Consider the following 14,366-nt stretch of genomic DNA (forward strand, 5'->3'; position numbering starts at 1 on the left):
TCAAATTGTAAAGGCGACGGAAAGCAAAAGTGCGAACGCGAACTGCAACCCGGCGGTAGCGGCAAGTATCTTGTTGAAGAACGGGCCGGGCGCTTCATGGCTAAACTGCCGGATCAACCTGAGGGCGAGCGGTAGCGAGAGCAGCGGCAGGGCAGCCTGCCAGCCAAGCCCGGAAAGCAGTGGCAGAAAAGCATATGGGGCAAGCATCTGGGCGGTATAGATGCGTTTTGTCGCTGCTCGGCCAAGGCGAACTGCCAAGGTGTTCTTGCCGCATTTTGCATCGCCATCAAGATCACGGTAATTGTTGACCGTGATCACGGCGGCGGCGTGGATGCCGACCAGCGAGGCGGCGAGCAGTGCAGAGAAAGACAGGCTCAGTGTCTGTAGATAGTAACTGCCGCCGACGGCCACCAGGCCGAAGAACAGGAAGACGAAGAGTTCGCCCAGTGGGCCGTAGGCAATCGGCTTGGCGCCGCCGGTATAGGCCCAGCCGGCGCTGAGCGACGCCAGCCCGATGGCGACAATCGGCCAGCCGCCATGCCAGACAAGGTAAATTCCGCACAGGAAGGCCAGGACAAAGCTGAACCAGGCGCCGGCCTGAACTTTGCCCGGGGTCAGCCAGCCTTCGGCGGTGGCGCGTCGCGGGCCAAGACGTTCGGGCGTGTCGGTGCCGCGCAGGAAATCGCCGACGTCGTTGAACAGGTTGGTGCCGATCTGAATGAAAGCAGCGCCCAGTATCGCGGCGAGGAATGGTTGCCAGAGTACCTGATGGCTGTCGTGCCAAGCGACCGCCGTGCCGACCAGGACCGGCGACACGGATACGGAGAGCGTTTTCGGGCGGCAGGCGAGGAGCCAGGCGGTACTGGCTTTCATGCGACGGTTATTCATTGGTTATCGGCTGGATGGCGGCACGGCAATTTAACCGATAGCAGGCACGTTCGCCTTTGGTCTGGATCAAGGCCAGGCGCGGGCGCCCCAGATCATGCGCTTGGCGACGAAGTGACGGGCTGGCGGGAAAATGTCCAGCGCAAAGAGGCCGAGGCCGCGAGCCAGTTTGAGCGGTCCGAAGTCGTTGGAAAAAGCGCGGACGATCTGATCCGTGAAAAACGCGCCACCGTGACGGTCGAGTCGGCGGCTGGTGGCGTAACTGGCCAGACTGCTGCGGTCAACGCCGTTTTTAAGCAAAATTTCAGAAAGTTGCCAGGCATCGCGGAGGCCGAGATTGAAGCCCTGACCGGAGACCGGGTGCAGGGTCTGGGCGGTGTTGCCGATCCACACTTCGTTGTCCTTGGCCAGTGTGTCGCGCATGCGCAGCGCAAGCGGGAAGCGGCTGCGGGGGCCGGGATTGGCAAAGGCCATCCGTTTGCCGAACCGGGTTTGCAGGGTGGCCGTGAATGTTTCGTCATTCATGGCCATCACGGCGTCAGCTTTGGCGGGGGGCAGCGTCAGGACAATGGAGTATTGGTCGCCAAGCGGCAACAGGGCGAGGGGGCCATCCGGGGTGAAGCGTTCCCAGGCGCGCTGGTTGTGGCCGGGCGTTGGGGTGACTTCGCAGATCACCGCGTGCTGATCGTAATCGCTGACCTTGACGGCCGAATCATCGCCGGGCGTGCCTTCGGCGTGAACCACAACCCGGCTCCGGAAGGTGCGCGATTGGCCGGCGTGGTGGAGCGCAACCGTGACGTGTTGATCGCCCGGAGTGATGTCGAGGATTTCAGCCCCCGACAGAACGGCATCCGGGGCAAGGTTGGCGGCCAGCGCAGTCACCAGGTCGCGGTAGCGGACGACGTAGCCGAGGGCTGGCAGGTCGTAGTCGGCGCGGTCGATCAGGGTGCGGCCAAAGCCATCCTTCTGCGAGACGTGGATGGTTTCGATCGGCGTGGCGACGCGGTTTGGCCAGGCGTGGATCTGCTCGAGCAACTGGCGGGCGCCGTGTGACAAGGCGAGGGCGCGGGGGTCGGCTTGCTGGGCATCCGCCGAACGGCGATCCAGTAACACGGACTTCACGCCGCCGGCAGCCAGTGCAAGATGCAGCGTCATGCCAACCGGCCCGGCGCCGATGATCAGGACGTCAACGTGTTCAAGCGCAGTGTCAGTCATGGCGCATGACTTCCTCGATGTCAGCGACGGTCTTCGGCGCCGTGGTGAAGATGTCGCAGCCGGCTTCGGTGACACGGACATCGTCTTCGATGCGAATGCCAATGCCGGCCAGTGCTGGTGGAATATCGGCGCCGGGACGAATGTAGAGGCCCGGTTCGACGGTCAATGTCATGCCGGGGGCCAGCTTGGTCCACTCGTCGCCAAACTTGTATTCGCCGGCATCATGCACGTCCAGGCCCAGCCAGTGGCCGGTACGGTGCATGTAGAAGCGGCGAAAATCGCCTTTTTCAATCAGGTTGTCGATATCGCCTTGCAGCAGCTTGAGGTCGATCAGCCCCTGGGTCAGTACGCGTACGGCGGCGTCGTGGCCTTCCATGAAGTGGCGACCGGGGGCGGTGACGGCAAAGGCAGCGCCCTGCGCAGCGAGAACGATTTCGTAGACATCCTTCTGTGCCGCATTGAAACGACCATTGACCGGAAAAGTGCGGGTGATGTCGGCTGCGTAACCGTTGACTTCACAACCGGCGTCAATCAGGACCAGGGTGTGATCGTTGAGCAGCTTGTTGTTCTCGACATAGTGCAACACGCATGCATTGGCGCCGCCTGCAACGATGGGCGTGTAGGCGTGGGCATCGGCGCCGCGTTTGCGGAATTCATAGGTTAATTCCGCTTCCAGTTCGTATTCGGCCATGCCGGGGCGACAGGCGCGCATGGCGCGGGCGTGACCGGCGCTGGCAATGTCGGCTGAACGCTGCTGGATGCCGGCTTCGGCGGCGTCCTTGACCAGGCGCATGCGATCAAGTTCGACGCGCAGGTCGTGGATGGCGCGCGGGGCGCGTTTGCCGGCCCTGGTCTGGGCGCGGACTTCGTTGAGTGCCTTGGCGATGCGTGTGTCCCACTTGGTATCGTGCCCGATGGCGTGCCACAGCGTGTCGCGGTCGACGAGGAATTCGGCCAGTTTTTTGTCGAGTTGCTCGATCGGGTAGGCGGCATCGAAGCCAAAGGCGACCTTGGCGGCCTTGGGACCATAGCGGTAGCCGTCCCAGATTTCTCGCTCTTCGTGCTTCTCACGGCAGAAGAGGATGGATTTCGGCTTTTTGCCGCCGATCAGCACGACGACCGCTTCCGGCTCGGGAAAGCCGGTCAGGTACCAGAAGTAGCTGTCAAATCGGTAGAGATGGTGGGCATCGCTGTTGCGGATGACTTCGGGCGCCGTCGGCACGATGGCGACACCATCGCCGATGGTTTTCAGCAGGCGCTTGCGGCGGGCGAGAAAGTGGGCGTGGGTCATGCGTTCCTCAATTCGGCATCCAGTTCCGCAAGGCGCTGCGGCGTTCCTACATCGACCCAGCGGCCGGTGAAGCGTTCCCCGGTCAAGCTGCCAGTGGCGATGGCTGCGTCGAGCAGCGGGCGCAGTTTCATGATGGTACCGGGTTTGACCTCGGCGAAAAAAGCCGGCGAAAAAACTCCAATGCCGGCGTAGGTGAAGGTTGCTTCACCCTTGGCGTAAACGACGCGTTCGCCGTCCAGGCTGAAGTCGCCGCCGGTGTGGTGGGCCGGATTCGCCACCATGACCAGATGGGCTAGCGGTTTCCAGCCTTCCACGGTCAACCGGAAAAAACGGCCAAAATCGAAATCGCAATAAACGTCGCCATTGACCACCAGGAAGGGCTGGTCGCCGATCATTGGCAGCGCGGTGGCGATGCCGCCGGCAGTTTCCAGTGCGCCCGGCGGTTCAGGTGAGTACTGGATTTTGAGGCCCCAACGTGAACCGTTACCCAGCGTCTGCTCGATCAGTGAGCCGAGGTGGGCGTAGTTGATGACAATTTCCTTTAACCCCGCCGCCGCCAGTCGCTCCAGGTGCCAGACGATCAGTGGCTTGCCGCCGGCCACGAGCAGCGGCTTGGGCGTATGGTCAGTCAGCGGCCGCATGCGTTCGCCGCGGCCGGCGGCGAGGATAAAGGCTTTCATCTAGCGGCGGTAGCCGATCTGCTCGGTGTTGCCTTCCAGCTTGTCGAGCAGGTTGAGCAGCGGCTTGAGCTGGACGTAGCGGTGGGCTGTCTTGCGCGCATAGTTCATGAAGCGTGGCAGGTCTTCGCTGTATTTTTCCTTGCCGTCGCGGTATTTGAGGCGACAGAAGATGCCGAGCACCTTGAGGTGGCGTTGCAAGCCCATCAATTCGTAGTCGCGCCAGAAGGCACCGAAGTCTTCGCGTACCGGCAGGCCGGCGGCGCGGGCTTTTTCCCAGTAGCGGATGACCCAGTCGATTTCCTGTTCTTCTTCCCAAGAGATGAAGGCGTCGCGGAACAGCGAAACGACGTCATAGGTGATCGGGCCGTAAACCGCGTCCTGAAAGTCAATGATGCCCGGCGTCAGGCGCTCGGCACTTTCAACAAGCATCAGGTTCCGCGGCATGAAATCGCGATGGACGAAGACCTTGGGCTGGGATAGCGCCGAGTTGATCAGGAATTTGAAGGTCCGATCAAGCATCCCTTTTTCGTTGTCGTCCAGCTCAACGCCAAGGTGGCGGCTGACGAACCATTCGGGGAAGAGGTCGAGTTCGCGGCGCAGCAATGTGGCGTCGTAAGGCGGCAGGGTGGCAGGGGTGGACGAGAGTTGCCATTTGACCAGCACGTCCAGCACGGGGCGAATCAGCATGTCGGCCAGCGAAAGATCCGCGTTCAGCGCATCGAGATAGCCGATGCGGCCGAGGTCGGTCAGCACCAGAAAACCGTTGTCGAGATCCTTGTCGAGGATGCGCGGGGCAGCCAGATCAGCCTTGGCGAGTAAGCCGGCGACGTGGATGAAGGGCTTGCAGTCTTCTTTTTCCGGCGGAGCATCCATCAGAATGCGCGTACTGCCGTCCTGCCAAGTCAATCGGAAATAGCGGCGGAAGCTGGCATCGGCCGAAGCCGGAGTGATCTGGACGGATTGATCCGGGAAGCGACTGGCGACCCAGTCTGTAACAAGTTGATCGCGCGGCGTGGGTTGCATAAGCGGGCTAGGGTCTGTTCGTTGTAAAATGTTCGGATTTTAACACTCGGGTACCGGCCATTCTGGTGTCGCCCCTCAACTGATCGCCCTGATGACCGGTTTTACGCGCCGTCCGCTTGCTGTTTTCGTCTGTTGCCTGTTTGCCGGGCTACAGACGGGCCATGCCGCCGCCGATGAGCAGCGACTCGCCCTGCCGCCAGGGACACCGGGGTCGGCTCCGATGGTGCCGTCCATCGTGGAAATTGATGACGATGTGCAGCTACGTTTGCGCACTGAGCAAAAATTCAACGTGATGGGCAAGCAAAAAGCGTCAACATTCTCGGTGGTCGGTGTCGATACACCCTCTGTCCTGAAAAAGGACGACGCTTATCCGATTTTTGTCGTTGCTGATCAAATTGAAGGTCAGGCCGAAGAATTAACCGTGGCCAAGGGCAATGTCGAGATGCGCAAGGTTGGTTCGCAGATATTGGCTGACCGTCTAACCTACCGTGTTCTTGAGGATGAGGTCGAGGCCTCCGGTTCGGTGCGGGTGCTTCAGGATGGCGCCGAAATCGATACGCCGCATCTACGTTTGAAGCTCAATGCGCAGGTTGGCTCCGCCGAGGATGTGAAGTATCACATCCTCAAGGAGACGCCGAGCCGCTTCTACAGTCCGACGCAAACGGTGGTGACGGTGGCGAGCAGCAATGCTGCGACTTCTGGTGCGCCGATGATGCTCAATGTGGCGAATAGCTACGGCCTGCCGACCAAGTCGCCGGCTCAGCGACCCGTCGAAGCGAACGGTCGGGCCGAGCGCGTTGATTTCGAGGGCGAGAACCAATTCACGTTTTTTTCGAATACGTTTTCGACCTGCAAGCCGGATCGTGAGGACTGGTACATGCAGGCGTCGGAGACGCATCTCGACTACGACCGCAATGAAGGTACAGCCAGCCATGCCTCCATGTGGTTTGGCGGTGTGCCATTTTTCTATACGCCCATGGCATCGTTCTCGCTCAATGGCCAGCGTCGATCAGGTGTCCTGCATCCGCACTTTTCGACCTCGACGCGCAGCGGTATCGACTTCACGGTGCCCTACTACTGGAACATCGCGCCGAACTATGACCTGACGCTGTTCCCCCGTTACATGAGCAAACGAGGCTTCCAGCTTGGCGCCGAGGCGCGCTACCTCGACTACAACTACCAAGGTATGACGCGGGTCGAGTATCTACCGAATGATGAAATGGCCAATCGTCAGCGCTATGGCTACCGGATCGAGCACCAGCATATTCTTGGTCAGGGCGTTTCAGCGTCGGTTAACTGGAATGGCGTTTCGGATGACTTCTATTGGCAGGATCTGTCGTCGCGCCTGTTGCAGACTTCGCAGACGCAGTTGCCCAAGCAGGTTGCGCTGAATTATGTGCCGTCACCATGGCTGCAGACCAACCTTCAGGTCCTGCGCTATCAGACACTGCAACTGGATCCGGCCAATCCAATCGCGCGTCCCTATTTTCTCGAGCCGCAACTGAACGTCATGGCCTTTCGGCCGAATCTGCTGAAGATGGACTTCAGCATGATCGGGCAATACTCGCGCTTTACCCATGTCGACGCCGGGAAGGTGCAGGGCAACCGCTTTGTGCTCTACCCTCAGCTTTCGCTGCCGATTGTTAATCCTGCCTTCCAGATCACGCCCAAGGTCGGTCTACACATGAGCCAGTATTCACTGGACAACCAGGCCATCGGCCAGCCGGACAGTGTCAGCCGTGTCCTGCCGACCTTTTCGCTGGATTCTACGGTGACTTTCGAGCGAGAAGGTGACTGGTTTGGCAAAGGTTATATCCAGACACTGGAACCGCGTCTTTACTACGTGAATATCCCGTACAAGGATCAGAGCCGGATTCCACTCTTCGATACTGGTCTGGCCGACTTCAACTTTGCCCAGATTTTTGCTGAGAACCGTTACAGCGGCCTGGACCGGATCAACGATGCCAACCAGCTGACGGCAGCGCTAACGACTCGTCTGCTGGATGGCGACACGGGGGTCGAACGTTTCAAGGCCATGATTGGCCAGCGTTACTACTTCAAGAAGCAGCAGGTATTGATTGCCGGCGAAGCAGTTCGCCAAGACGATTTTTCCAATATGGTGGCTGCGGTCAATGGTCTGGTGGCGCCCAAGACCTATATGGATCTGGCCTGGGAATACAACTACCGGGACAATGTCAGCGAACGTTTCTCCGCAGGCGTCCGCTTTCAGCCGGAGCTCGGCAAGGTGCTGTCCGCCAGCTACCGCTACACGCGTGACCCTTTGACGACGCTTTCAACGGTTGATCAGATCGATATTGCCGGCCAGTGGCCGTTGACGTCAAAGTTTTACGCGGTTGGCCGTTACAACTACTCGATGCGTGACAAACAAGCGCTTGAATCGATTGCCGGCTTGGAGTACAACGCGGGTTGCTGGGCGGTGCGACTGGTTGGTCAGCGGCTGGCAGCTATATCCGGCAAGCCTAACGACACCCTGTTTTTCCAGCTTGAACTGAATGACTTCGGCAGTATCGGTTCCAACCCGATCGGCCTGCTGCGCCGCAGCATCCCCGGTTACGGCAAAATCAACGAACTGCCCGACAGCAGCCTGCTTACTTCCCAATGAAGACCATGAACAAACTTATTCGTCACCTGATTGTCCTGATCTGCTGTCTCGGCGGCCTGCTGGTACACCCCGTCTCCGCTGCGCCGGAGCGGGTGATTGAGGCCGATCGCATCGTGGCCGTTGTCGGCGATGATGTCATCACATATTTCGATCTGCGCACCCGCCTGGCCGCTGCCCTCAAGCAGTTGCAGAAGCAGGGGACACCGCTGCCGCCGCAGGATGAACTGGAGCGCCAGATGCTGGAGCGCCTGATCATGGAACGGACTCAGCTGCAATATGCCCGAGAATCTGGTCTGAAGATCGACGATACCCAGTTGGACCAGGCTATCGGGCGAATTGCCGCCGGCAACAAGATGACCCCCCAGCAGTTCCGGACAGCACTCGAAAAGGATGGCGTGCAGTACGCACAGTTCCGCGAGGAAATCCGTAATGAGATGGTTACTGTCCGTTTGCGTGAGCGCGAAGTCGACAGCAAACTGATCGTCTCCGATGGCGAAATCGACAACTATCTGGCCGACCAGGCGGCCAAGGGCGGTGGCGAAGAATATCAGCTTGCCCACATTCTCCTGCGTGCACCGGAGTCGGCCAGCCCTGAACAACTGCAAAAGCTACGTTTGCGTGGTGAGCAAGCCTTGAAGCGGGCTCAGGCCGGCGAAAATTTTGCCGAATTGACGGCAACCTTCTCCGATGCGCCGGATGCCCTGAAGGGCGGCGATCTTGGCTGGCGTCCGCTGGATCGACTGCCGGCACTCTATGCCGAAGTCAGCGCCCGCCTGCAACCCGGACAGGTCAGCGAGCTGCTGCGTTCTTCGGCAGGCTTCCATATTGTCAAACTGATTAACAAACGTGGTGGCAGCATGCCGGCTTCGGTACAACAGACCCATGCGCGCCATATTCTGGTTCGCATCAACGAGGTCGTTTCTGAAGCGGAAGCCCGGCACAAACTTGAAAGCGTTCGCGAACGCATCGTCAATGGCGTCGATTTCGCCGAACAGGCCCGCCTCTATTCGCAGGATGGCTCGGCCGCCAAAGGAGGTGACCTCGGTTGGCTTTCTCCAGGGGACACGGTTCCGGAATTCGAGCGTGCGATGGATGCGCTCAAGGTCAATGAAATCAGCCCGGTGATACAGACTCCCTTCGGTATGCACCTGATCCAGGTGCGAGAGCGCCGTGAGCAGGATGTCTCGGCCGAGCGCAAGCGCGGTGCTGCCCGACAGGCCCTGCGTGAACGCAAGCTGGACGACGCTTATCAGGACTGGCTGCGCCAGTTGCGCGACCGCACCTACGTCGAAAACCGACTCGAAGAAAAGTGATGTTGCCGGTCATTGCCGTGACCAGTGGCGAGCCCGCTGGTATCGGTCCGGAGCTCTGTCTGTGTCTGGCTGGCTATGAGGGCGACGCGCAGTCGGTCATTCTGGGTGATCGCAATCTGCTTCAGGCGCGTGCAGACCAACTTGCTCTGGCCGTGAAATTTCGCGATTTTTGCCCCGAAAATCCGGTTGACCGCAGCAAACTGGATGTCCTGCACATTCCGCTCGCCGTGCCGTCGCAAGCCGGCACGCTCGATGCCGCCAACGGCGCTTACGTGCTGGCCTTGCTGGATCGGGCGCTGGCCGGGTGCCAGTCCGGCGAATTTGCCGCGATGGCCACGGCGCCGGTGCATAAAGGCGTGATCAACGATGCCGGCGTGCACTTTACCGGCCACACCGAATACCTTGCCGAGAAAACCGCTACGCCGCTCGTCGTCATGATGCTGGCCGGCGATACCGAGCGCGGTCCGTTGCGCGTGGCGCTGACGACGACCCATCTACCGCTGAAGGATGTGTCAGCAGCCATCACGGCCGATGTGCTGGAAACAACGCTGCGCATTCTGCACGCCGACTTGCGCAGTAAATACGGTTTGGCTGAGCCGCGCATTCTGGTTGCCGGTCTCAACCCGCATGCCGGCGAAGGCGGTTATCTCGGTATGGAAGAAATTGAAGTCATTACCCCTGTGCTGGAAAAACTGCGCGCCGAAGGCATGCAACTGTCCGGTCCCTATCCGGCTGACACGATGTTTACCCCACCCATTCTCGCCCAGGGTGACGCCGTGCTCGCCATGTATCACGACCAGGGGCTGACCGCACTGAAGTACGCCACCTTCGGCAAAGGCATCAACGTCACGCTGGGCCTGCCTATCATCCGCACCTCGGTGGATCATGGTACGGCACTGGAACTGTCCGGCACCGGCAAGGCTGATCCGGGCAGTCTGTTCCAAGCAGTCGCTGAAGCCGCACGCATGGCATCAAGGAAAAAACAATGAAGGGTCACGTCGCCCGCAAACGTTTTGGCCAGAATTTTCTGGTTGATCCCGGCATCATCGCCGCCATCGTCTCGGCCGTGGACCCCAAGCGCAATGAAACCGTCGTCGAAATCGGTCCTGGTCTGGGGGCGATTACCGAGCCGCTGATGACGCGTGTCGATCATCTGCATGTTGTTGAAATCGACCGCGACCTGATCGCCCGGCTCAAGAAGCAGCACGCTCCGGAACGCATGACCGTCCATGAAGGCGATGCGCTGGCCTTCGATTTCGCCAGTATCGGCAAGGATCTGCGGCTGGTTGGCAACCTGCCCTACAATATTTCGACGCCGCTGCTGTTTCATCTGGCCGAATACGTCGACGTCGTGCACGACATGCACTTCATGCTGCAAAAGGAAGTTGTCGAGCGCATGGTTGCCGAGCCGGGGACAGCCGATTTCGGCCGCATGTCGGTGATGCTGCAATACCGCTTTTATCTGGAGTGGCTGATTGATGTGCCACCGGAGAGTTTCGATCCGCCGCCCAAGGTCCAGTCGGCGGTCGTTCGCCTGATTCCCAAGCCCGTTTCGGAATTGACGGCGAAAAATCAGGAAAAGCTGTCGCAAGTCGTGCTGACAGCCTTTTCACAACGCCGCAAGATGCTGCGCAATACGATGAAGGCGTTGTTGAGCGATGCCGGCTTTGCCGAACTGGGTATCGCGCCTACCCTGCGTCCGGAAGATGTTTCAGTAGAGGATTACGTGCGTATCGCCAATTACCTATCGGCCTGACCGAGGCAGAAAGTGGACGAACACCGATGCAACGGCACTTCCCGCGGTCAACCGGAAATAAAGCCCGAAATTGAAATATTTTGGGGCGTAAAAAAACCTGCCGAGGCAGGTTTTTTTACGAGCGCCGAGCCGAGTTACTTCTTCATCGGGCAGGTATTCATGCCAAGCAGCGTATAGGCCGGGCACCAGCCCATCAAGCCGGTGGCCAGCGGCACGATGCCGATATAGCCCCAGACCGGCAGCATGCCGGCTGCGGTAGCGCCGATCAGGCCGGCGCCGGCAACGATACGCAGGATTTTGTCGATTCCGCCAACATTTGCAGCCATGGTGTTTTCTCCGTCAGGTTATGTGTACAACCCCAATGTAACGGTCTGGCTTGATGATGTATGTAACCTCGGTCACACAGCCGCAAGTTTCTGCAAACCTTCCCGATCAACGACCGTAAGCTGTTCGCGCCCCAGCGTGACCAGCCCTTGGGCGGCAAAGCCTTTCAGCAGTCGGCTGACGATTTCACGGACGCTGCCCAGTTCGTCGGCCAGTTGCTGGTGGGTGACGTTGAGCGTGGTTTCCTGGCGGGCCAGCAGCAACTTGGCCAGTCGTTGATCGAGACGGGCAAAGGCGACTTCTTCAACAAGCTGCATCAGTTCGCCGATACGGTCGGCAAACAGGTGAAAGACGAAGTCCCGAAAAGGTGCATGTTCGACCATCAGCTTGGCAAAGACACTGACCGGCAGGGCCAGCAGGGTGAGCGGCGTTTCGGCAATGCCGCGCGCGTTATAGTCGGAATGCCCAAGCAGGCAGCTGGATGAAATAATGCAGGAGCCGCCTGGCGTGACGCGGTAAAGCATCAGCTCGCGGCCGTTGGCGGCCAGCTTGATGACCTTGATGCTGCCTTCAAGTAAGAGCGGAAAGCCTTGGCAGGGCTGATGTTCGGCGAAAACCTGGGTGCCGGCTGGCAAGTGCATGATGGCACCGGGTGGCAGCAGCGCGGCGAGTTGGGCTGCCGGCAGGCTGGCGAGCGCCGGGTACAGATTGGCCAGTTTTTTCGGGTCGACCGCAGTGGTCATGTCAGGCGGCATGAAAACGACTTCATCAGCCCACGGTCGCCCAGACGGGGGCGTGGTCGGACGGCCGTTCTAGCTTGCGCGGCGCGCGGTCGATACCGGCGGCGGTGCATTGCTCGGCCAGCGGCGTTGACAGCAATACATGGTCAATGCGCAGCCCCTGGTTTTTCTGGAAGCCGAGCATCCGGTAATCCCACCAGGAAAAGGTCTTTTCCGGTTGCTCGAACAGCCGGAAGCTGTCGCTCAGACCGAGTCCGATGAAGCGCTGGAAGGCGGCGCGCTCGGGTTCAGAGCAGAGAATTTGTCCTGCCCAGGCCTTGGGATCGTGCACGTCACGATCGTCCGGTGCAATGTTGTAGTCGCCGCACAGCGCGAGTTTCGGGTACTTCTGGATTTCCTCGCCGAGCCAGATGGCCAGACCATCGAGCCAGCGCAATTTGTAGTCGTATTTCTCGCTGCCCACAGCCTGGCCATTTGGCATGTAGGCGCCGATGATGCGGGTGTCGCCCACGGTGCCGCTGATCAAGCGTTTTTGTTCATCGGGAAAATGCGGGTTGCCGCAGATAACGTCGTGGATTGGCTCACGGGCGAGCAGGGCGACGCCGTTGTACGTCTTCTGGCCGGAAAAGGCGACCTGATAGCCGGCCGCTTCGATTTCAGCACGAGGAAAGTTGTGGTCTTCGAGCTTCAATTCTTGAAGGCACAAGGCATCCGGCTGGGCGCTTGCCAGCCAGTCAAGCAGGTGCGGCAGGCGAACCTTCAGCGAATTGACGTTCCAGCTGGCAATTTTCACTTGCTGGCGCCGCCCGAAGGTTTGCTGCCCAGCGGTGCGCTCTTCGGGTAGCCGGCGAGTTCGAGCAGATTGTTGTAGGCCCCTGACTCGAAGCCGCGGAAGCGCGGTTTGCCGACTTTGACCGACGGGACGAAGACATCGCCCACCAGTTGCTTCAGCTCTTCGATTTCTTCCGGTTTTTGCAGCATTTTTCATGCAAAAGGTACGCCGCGGCCATTCAATAGTTCGCGCGCCTGCTTGCACTCGGTGATGCAGTCGGTGGTGGAACAGCACGACCGGAAACGCTTCGGCCGCCTTTTTGGTGGCGAACGACAGGCCGTCGCCGGCATCGGGATTGCCGCCCACCTTGACGACGCTCCTGGCTTTGCCTGGTGGTGGTGTATCGGTAACGACCGTTGGCCGTTGGTCTGTCCACCGATAGGTTTCCGCAGATGCGCCGACGCTGGTTAGCGCCAGGCAGATCACGAACAGATAACGCATGATTTTCTCCCTGATCCCCTATTAGGCAGCAATCATATGGAAGGCGGCGCGCTCGGGTTCAGAGCAGAGAATTTGTCCTGCCCAGGCCTTGGGATCGTGCACGTCACGATCGTCCGGTGCAATGTTGTAGTCGCCGCACAGCGCGAGTTTCGGGTACTTCTGGATTTCCTCGCCGAGCCAGATGGCCAGACCATCGAGCCAGCGCAATTTGTAGTCGTATTTCTCGCTGCCCACAGCCTGGCCATTTGGCATGTAGGCGCCGATGATGCGGGTGTCGCCCACGGTGCCGCTGATCAAGCGTTTTTGTTCATCGGGAAAATGCGGGTTGCCGCAGATAACGTCGTGGATTGGCTCACGGGCGAGCAGGGCGACGCCGTTGTACGTCTTCTGGCCGGAAAAGGCGACCTGATAGCCGGCCGCTTCGATTTCAGCACGAGGAAAGTTGTGGTCTTCGAGCTTCAATTCTTGAAGGCACAAGGCATCCGGCTGGGCGCTTGCCAGCCAGTCAAGCAGGTGCGGCAGGCGAACCTTCAGTGAATTGACGTTCCAGCTGGCAATCTTCATTGTTCTTGCAAAGCTCTGTGGTTGCGTTGTTTTGTCATGCTGACATTGAACTGGTGGGTCATTGGTGGGCCAAAATCGTGGTGCCGAATAGTCGGCGACACGAAATGATTGCACAGAAATGCAGAGCGTTGCGCCGTTCGTTGCAAGCATGGAATTCTGTACTTGCTGAGTTCGGTCGCGGTATGCCCTGCCGGTTGTAGAGGTATGACGTGATAAAACACAGGGGCAACAGGGTCATGTCGACAGAGTGACGGCCTTGGCGCAAGCGGTGGCAGTTGCATGCCATCTCGCCCCTCCCGCTTGATCGTTCTGGTAATGCCCCGAAATTAAATGTCTCGGGCAGCGAAAGACATCACCGCCCTACGCCTGTCAGCGTAGGGCGCGATGGAGTTCGCCCATGAGCAAGCAAAAATCGGCCACGACGGCCAAGCATTTCGATGACCTTCCCGGTTCAGCGCGTGTCGGTAGCGACGTTGCACGAGTCATCTTTGACGTAAAAGCACTGAGCACCCTCTGGCGCTGGGAAAAAGAGGGGCGTTTGCCTCCTTCTAAGAAGGTTGCTGGGTCACGGTTCAAGTCATGGAGTGCCGGGGAGTTGCGCGCTGTCCTGAATGGGGGCGTGAAATGACCGCCCGACAAGACGAAGCCCGCGTACAAGGCGGGCTCCATGGTGCAGCTT

General features: G+C 59.6%; 15 protein-coding genes and 1 pseudogene. 6 read left to right on the forward strand and 10 right to left on the reverse strand.

Going from position 1 to position 14,366, the window contains the following annotated elements; all coding sequences use genetic code 11:
* From IPJ12_13315 to IPJ12_13335, 5 genes are all read right to left on the reverse strand, one after another.
* Positions 1–873: a 1,4-dihydroxy-2-naphthoate polyprenyltransferase gene (locus IPJ12_13315; GenBank protein ID MBK7648102.1), complete on the reverse strand. Its 873-nt coding sequence runs from the start codon at positions 871–873 to the stop codon at positions 1–3.
* Between the two features lie 81 nt (positions 874–954).
* Positions 955–2,100, reverse strand: coding sequence for an FAD-dependent monooxygenase (locus IPJ12_13320; GenBank protein MBK7648103.1), 1,146 nt, complete (start codon positions 2,098–2,100; stop codon positions 955–957).
* Positions 2,093–3,391: an aminopeptidase P N-terminal domain-containing protein gene (locus IPJ12_13325; GenBank protein ID MBK7648104.1), complete on the reverse strand. Its 1,299-nt coding sequence runs from the start codon at positions 3,389–3,391 to the stop codon at positions 2,093–2,095. Before IPJ12_13325 ends, IPJ12_13320 begins: the two co-directional genes overlap by 8 nt.
* The gene (locus IPJ12_13330) at positions 3,388–4,071 is read right to left on the reverse strand and encodes a nucleotidyltransferase family protein (protein MBK7648105.1); all 684 of its coding nucleotides are present in this window, start codon (positions 4,069–4,071) and stop codon (positions 3,388–3,390) included. The genes IPJ12_13325 and IPJ12_13330 overlap by 4 nt, the downstream gene beginning before the upstream one ends.
* Positions 4,072–5,094, reverse strand: a complete 1,023-nt coding sequence (locus IPJ12_13335) for a phosphotransferase (GenBank protein ID MBK7648106.1) — start codon at positions 5,092–5,094, stop codon at positions 4,072–4,074.
* 91 nt (positions 5,095–5,185) lie between these two features.
* Here IPJ12_13335 and IPJ12_13340 point away from each other — a divergent pair, with 91 nt between their 5' ends.
* Genes IPJ12_13340 through rsmA form a run of 4 tightly spaced genes read left to right on the forward strand, consistent with a single transcriptional unit; the run spans position 5,186 to position 10,786 of the window.
* Positions 5,186–7,717 (forward strand): LPS-assembly protein LptD, encoded by a 2,532-nt coding sequence (locus IPJ12_13340; protein MBK7648107.1) that lies wholly within the window; start codon positions 5,186–5,188, stop codon positions 7,715–7,717.
* Complete coding sequence (locus tag IPJ12_13345; protein ID MBK7648108.1) at positions 7,714–9,030, forward strand: peptidylprolyl isomerase; 1,317 nt, start codon at positions 7,714–7,716, stop codon at positions 9,028–9,030. Before IPJ12_13340 ends, IPJ12_13345 begins: the two co-directional genes overlap by 4 nt.
* Positions 9,030–10,019, forward strand: a complete 990-nt coding sequence (pdxA, locus tag IPJ12_13350; protein MBK7648109.1) for a 4-hydroxythreonine-4-phosphate dehydrogenase PdxA — start codon at positions 9,030–9,032, stop codon at positions 10,017–10,019. Before IPJ12_13345 ends, pdxA begins: the two co-directional genes overlap by 1 nt.
* Positions 10,016–10,786: a 16S rRNA (adenine(1518)-N(6)/adenine(1519)-N(6))-dimethyltransferase RsmA gene (rsmA, locus tag IPJ12_13355; protein ID MBK7648110.1), complete on the forward strand. Its 771-nt coding sequence runs from the start codon at positions 10,016–10,018 to the stop codon at positions 10,784–10,786. Before pdxA ends, rsmA begins: the two co-directional genes overlap by 4 nt.
* A 134-nt stretch (positions 10,787–10,920) precedes the next feature.
* Here rsmA and IPJ12_13360 read toward each other — a convergent pair whose 3' ends face one another.
* From IPJ12_13360 to IPJ12_13375, 4 genes are all read right to left on the reverse strand, one after another.
* A complete protein-coding gene (locus tag IPJ12_13360; GenBank protein ID MBK7648111.1) occupies positions 10,921–11,112 on the reverse strand; it encodes a DUF2892 domain-containing protein in 192 nt (63 codons plus the stop codon).
* 72 nt (positions 11,113–11,184) lie between these two features.
* Positions 11,185–11,853, reverse strand: a complete 669-nt coding sequence (locus IPJ12_13365; GenBank protein ID MBK7648112.1) for a Crp/Fnr family transcriptional regulator — start codon at positions 11,851–11,853, stop codon at positions 11,185–11,187.
* Between the two features lie 25 nt (positions 11,854–11,878).
* The gene (gene xth, locus IPJ12_13370; protein ID MBK7648113.1) at positions 11,879–12,643 is read right to left on the reverse strand and encodes an exodeoxyribonuclease III; all 765 of its coding nucleotides are present in this window, start codon (positions 12,641–12,643) and stop codon (positions 11,879–11,881) included.
* Complete coding sequence (locus tag IPJ12_13375; GenBank protein MBK7648114.1) at positions 12,640–12,831, reverse strand: hypothetical protein; 192 nt, start codon at positions 12,829–12,831, stop codon at positions 12,640–12,642. Before IPJ12_13375 ends, xth begins: the two co-directional genes overlap by 4 nt.
* Before the next feature lie 73 nt (positions 12,832–12,904).
* On the opposite strand from IPJ12_13375, the gene IPJ12_13380 reads away from it, so the two are divergent.
* Positions 12,905–13,093, forward strand: coding sequence for a hypothetical protein (locus IPJ12_13380; protein ID MBK7648115.1), 189 nt, complete (start codon positions 12,905–12,907; stop codon positions 13,091–13,093).
* A 69-nt stretch (positions 13,094–13,162) separates the two neighbouring features.
* Here the strand turns inward: IPJ12_13380 and IPJ12_13385 are convergent.
* Positions 13,163–13,687 (reverse strand): annotated as a pseudogene (locus IPJ12_13385) (endonuclease/exonuclease/phosphatase family protein).
* A 397-nt stretch (positions 13,688–14,084) separates the two neighbouring features.
* Between IPJ12_13385 and IPJ12_13390 the strand changes: the two are divergent.
* Positions 14,085–14,315 carry a transcriptional regulator gene (locus tag IPJ12_13390; protein ID MBK7648116.1) on the forward strand — a complete coding sequence of 77 codons (231 nt, stop codon included), beginning with the start codon at positions 14,085–14,087 and terminating at the stop codon, positions 14,313–14,315.
* The last annotated feature ends 51 nt before the right edge of the window (positions 14,316–14,366 follow it).

The sequence above is a fragment of the Betaproteobacteria bacterium genome (assembly GCA_016709965.1).
Classification (GTDB): domain Bacteria; phylum Pseudomonadota; class Gammaproteobacteria; order Burkholderiales; family Rhodocyclaceae; genus Azonexus; species Azonexus amarohabitans.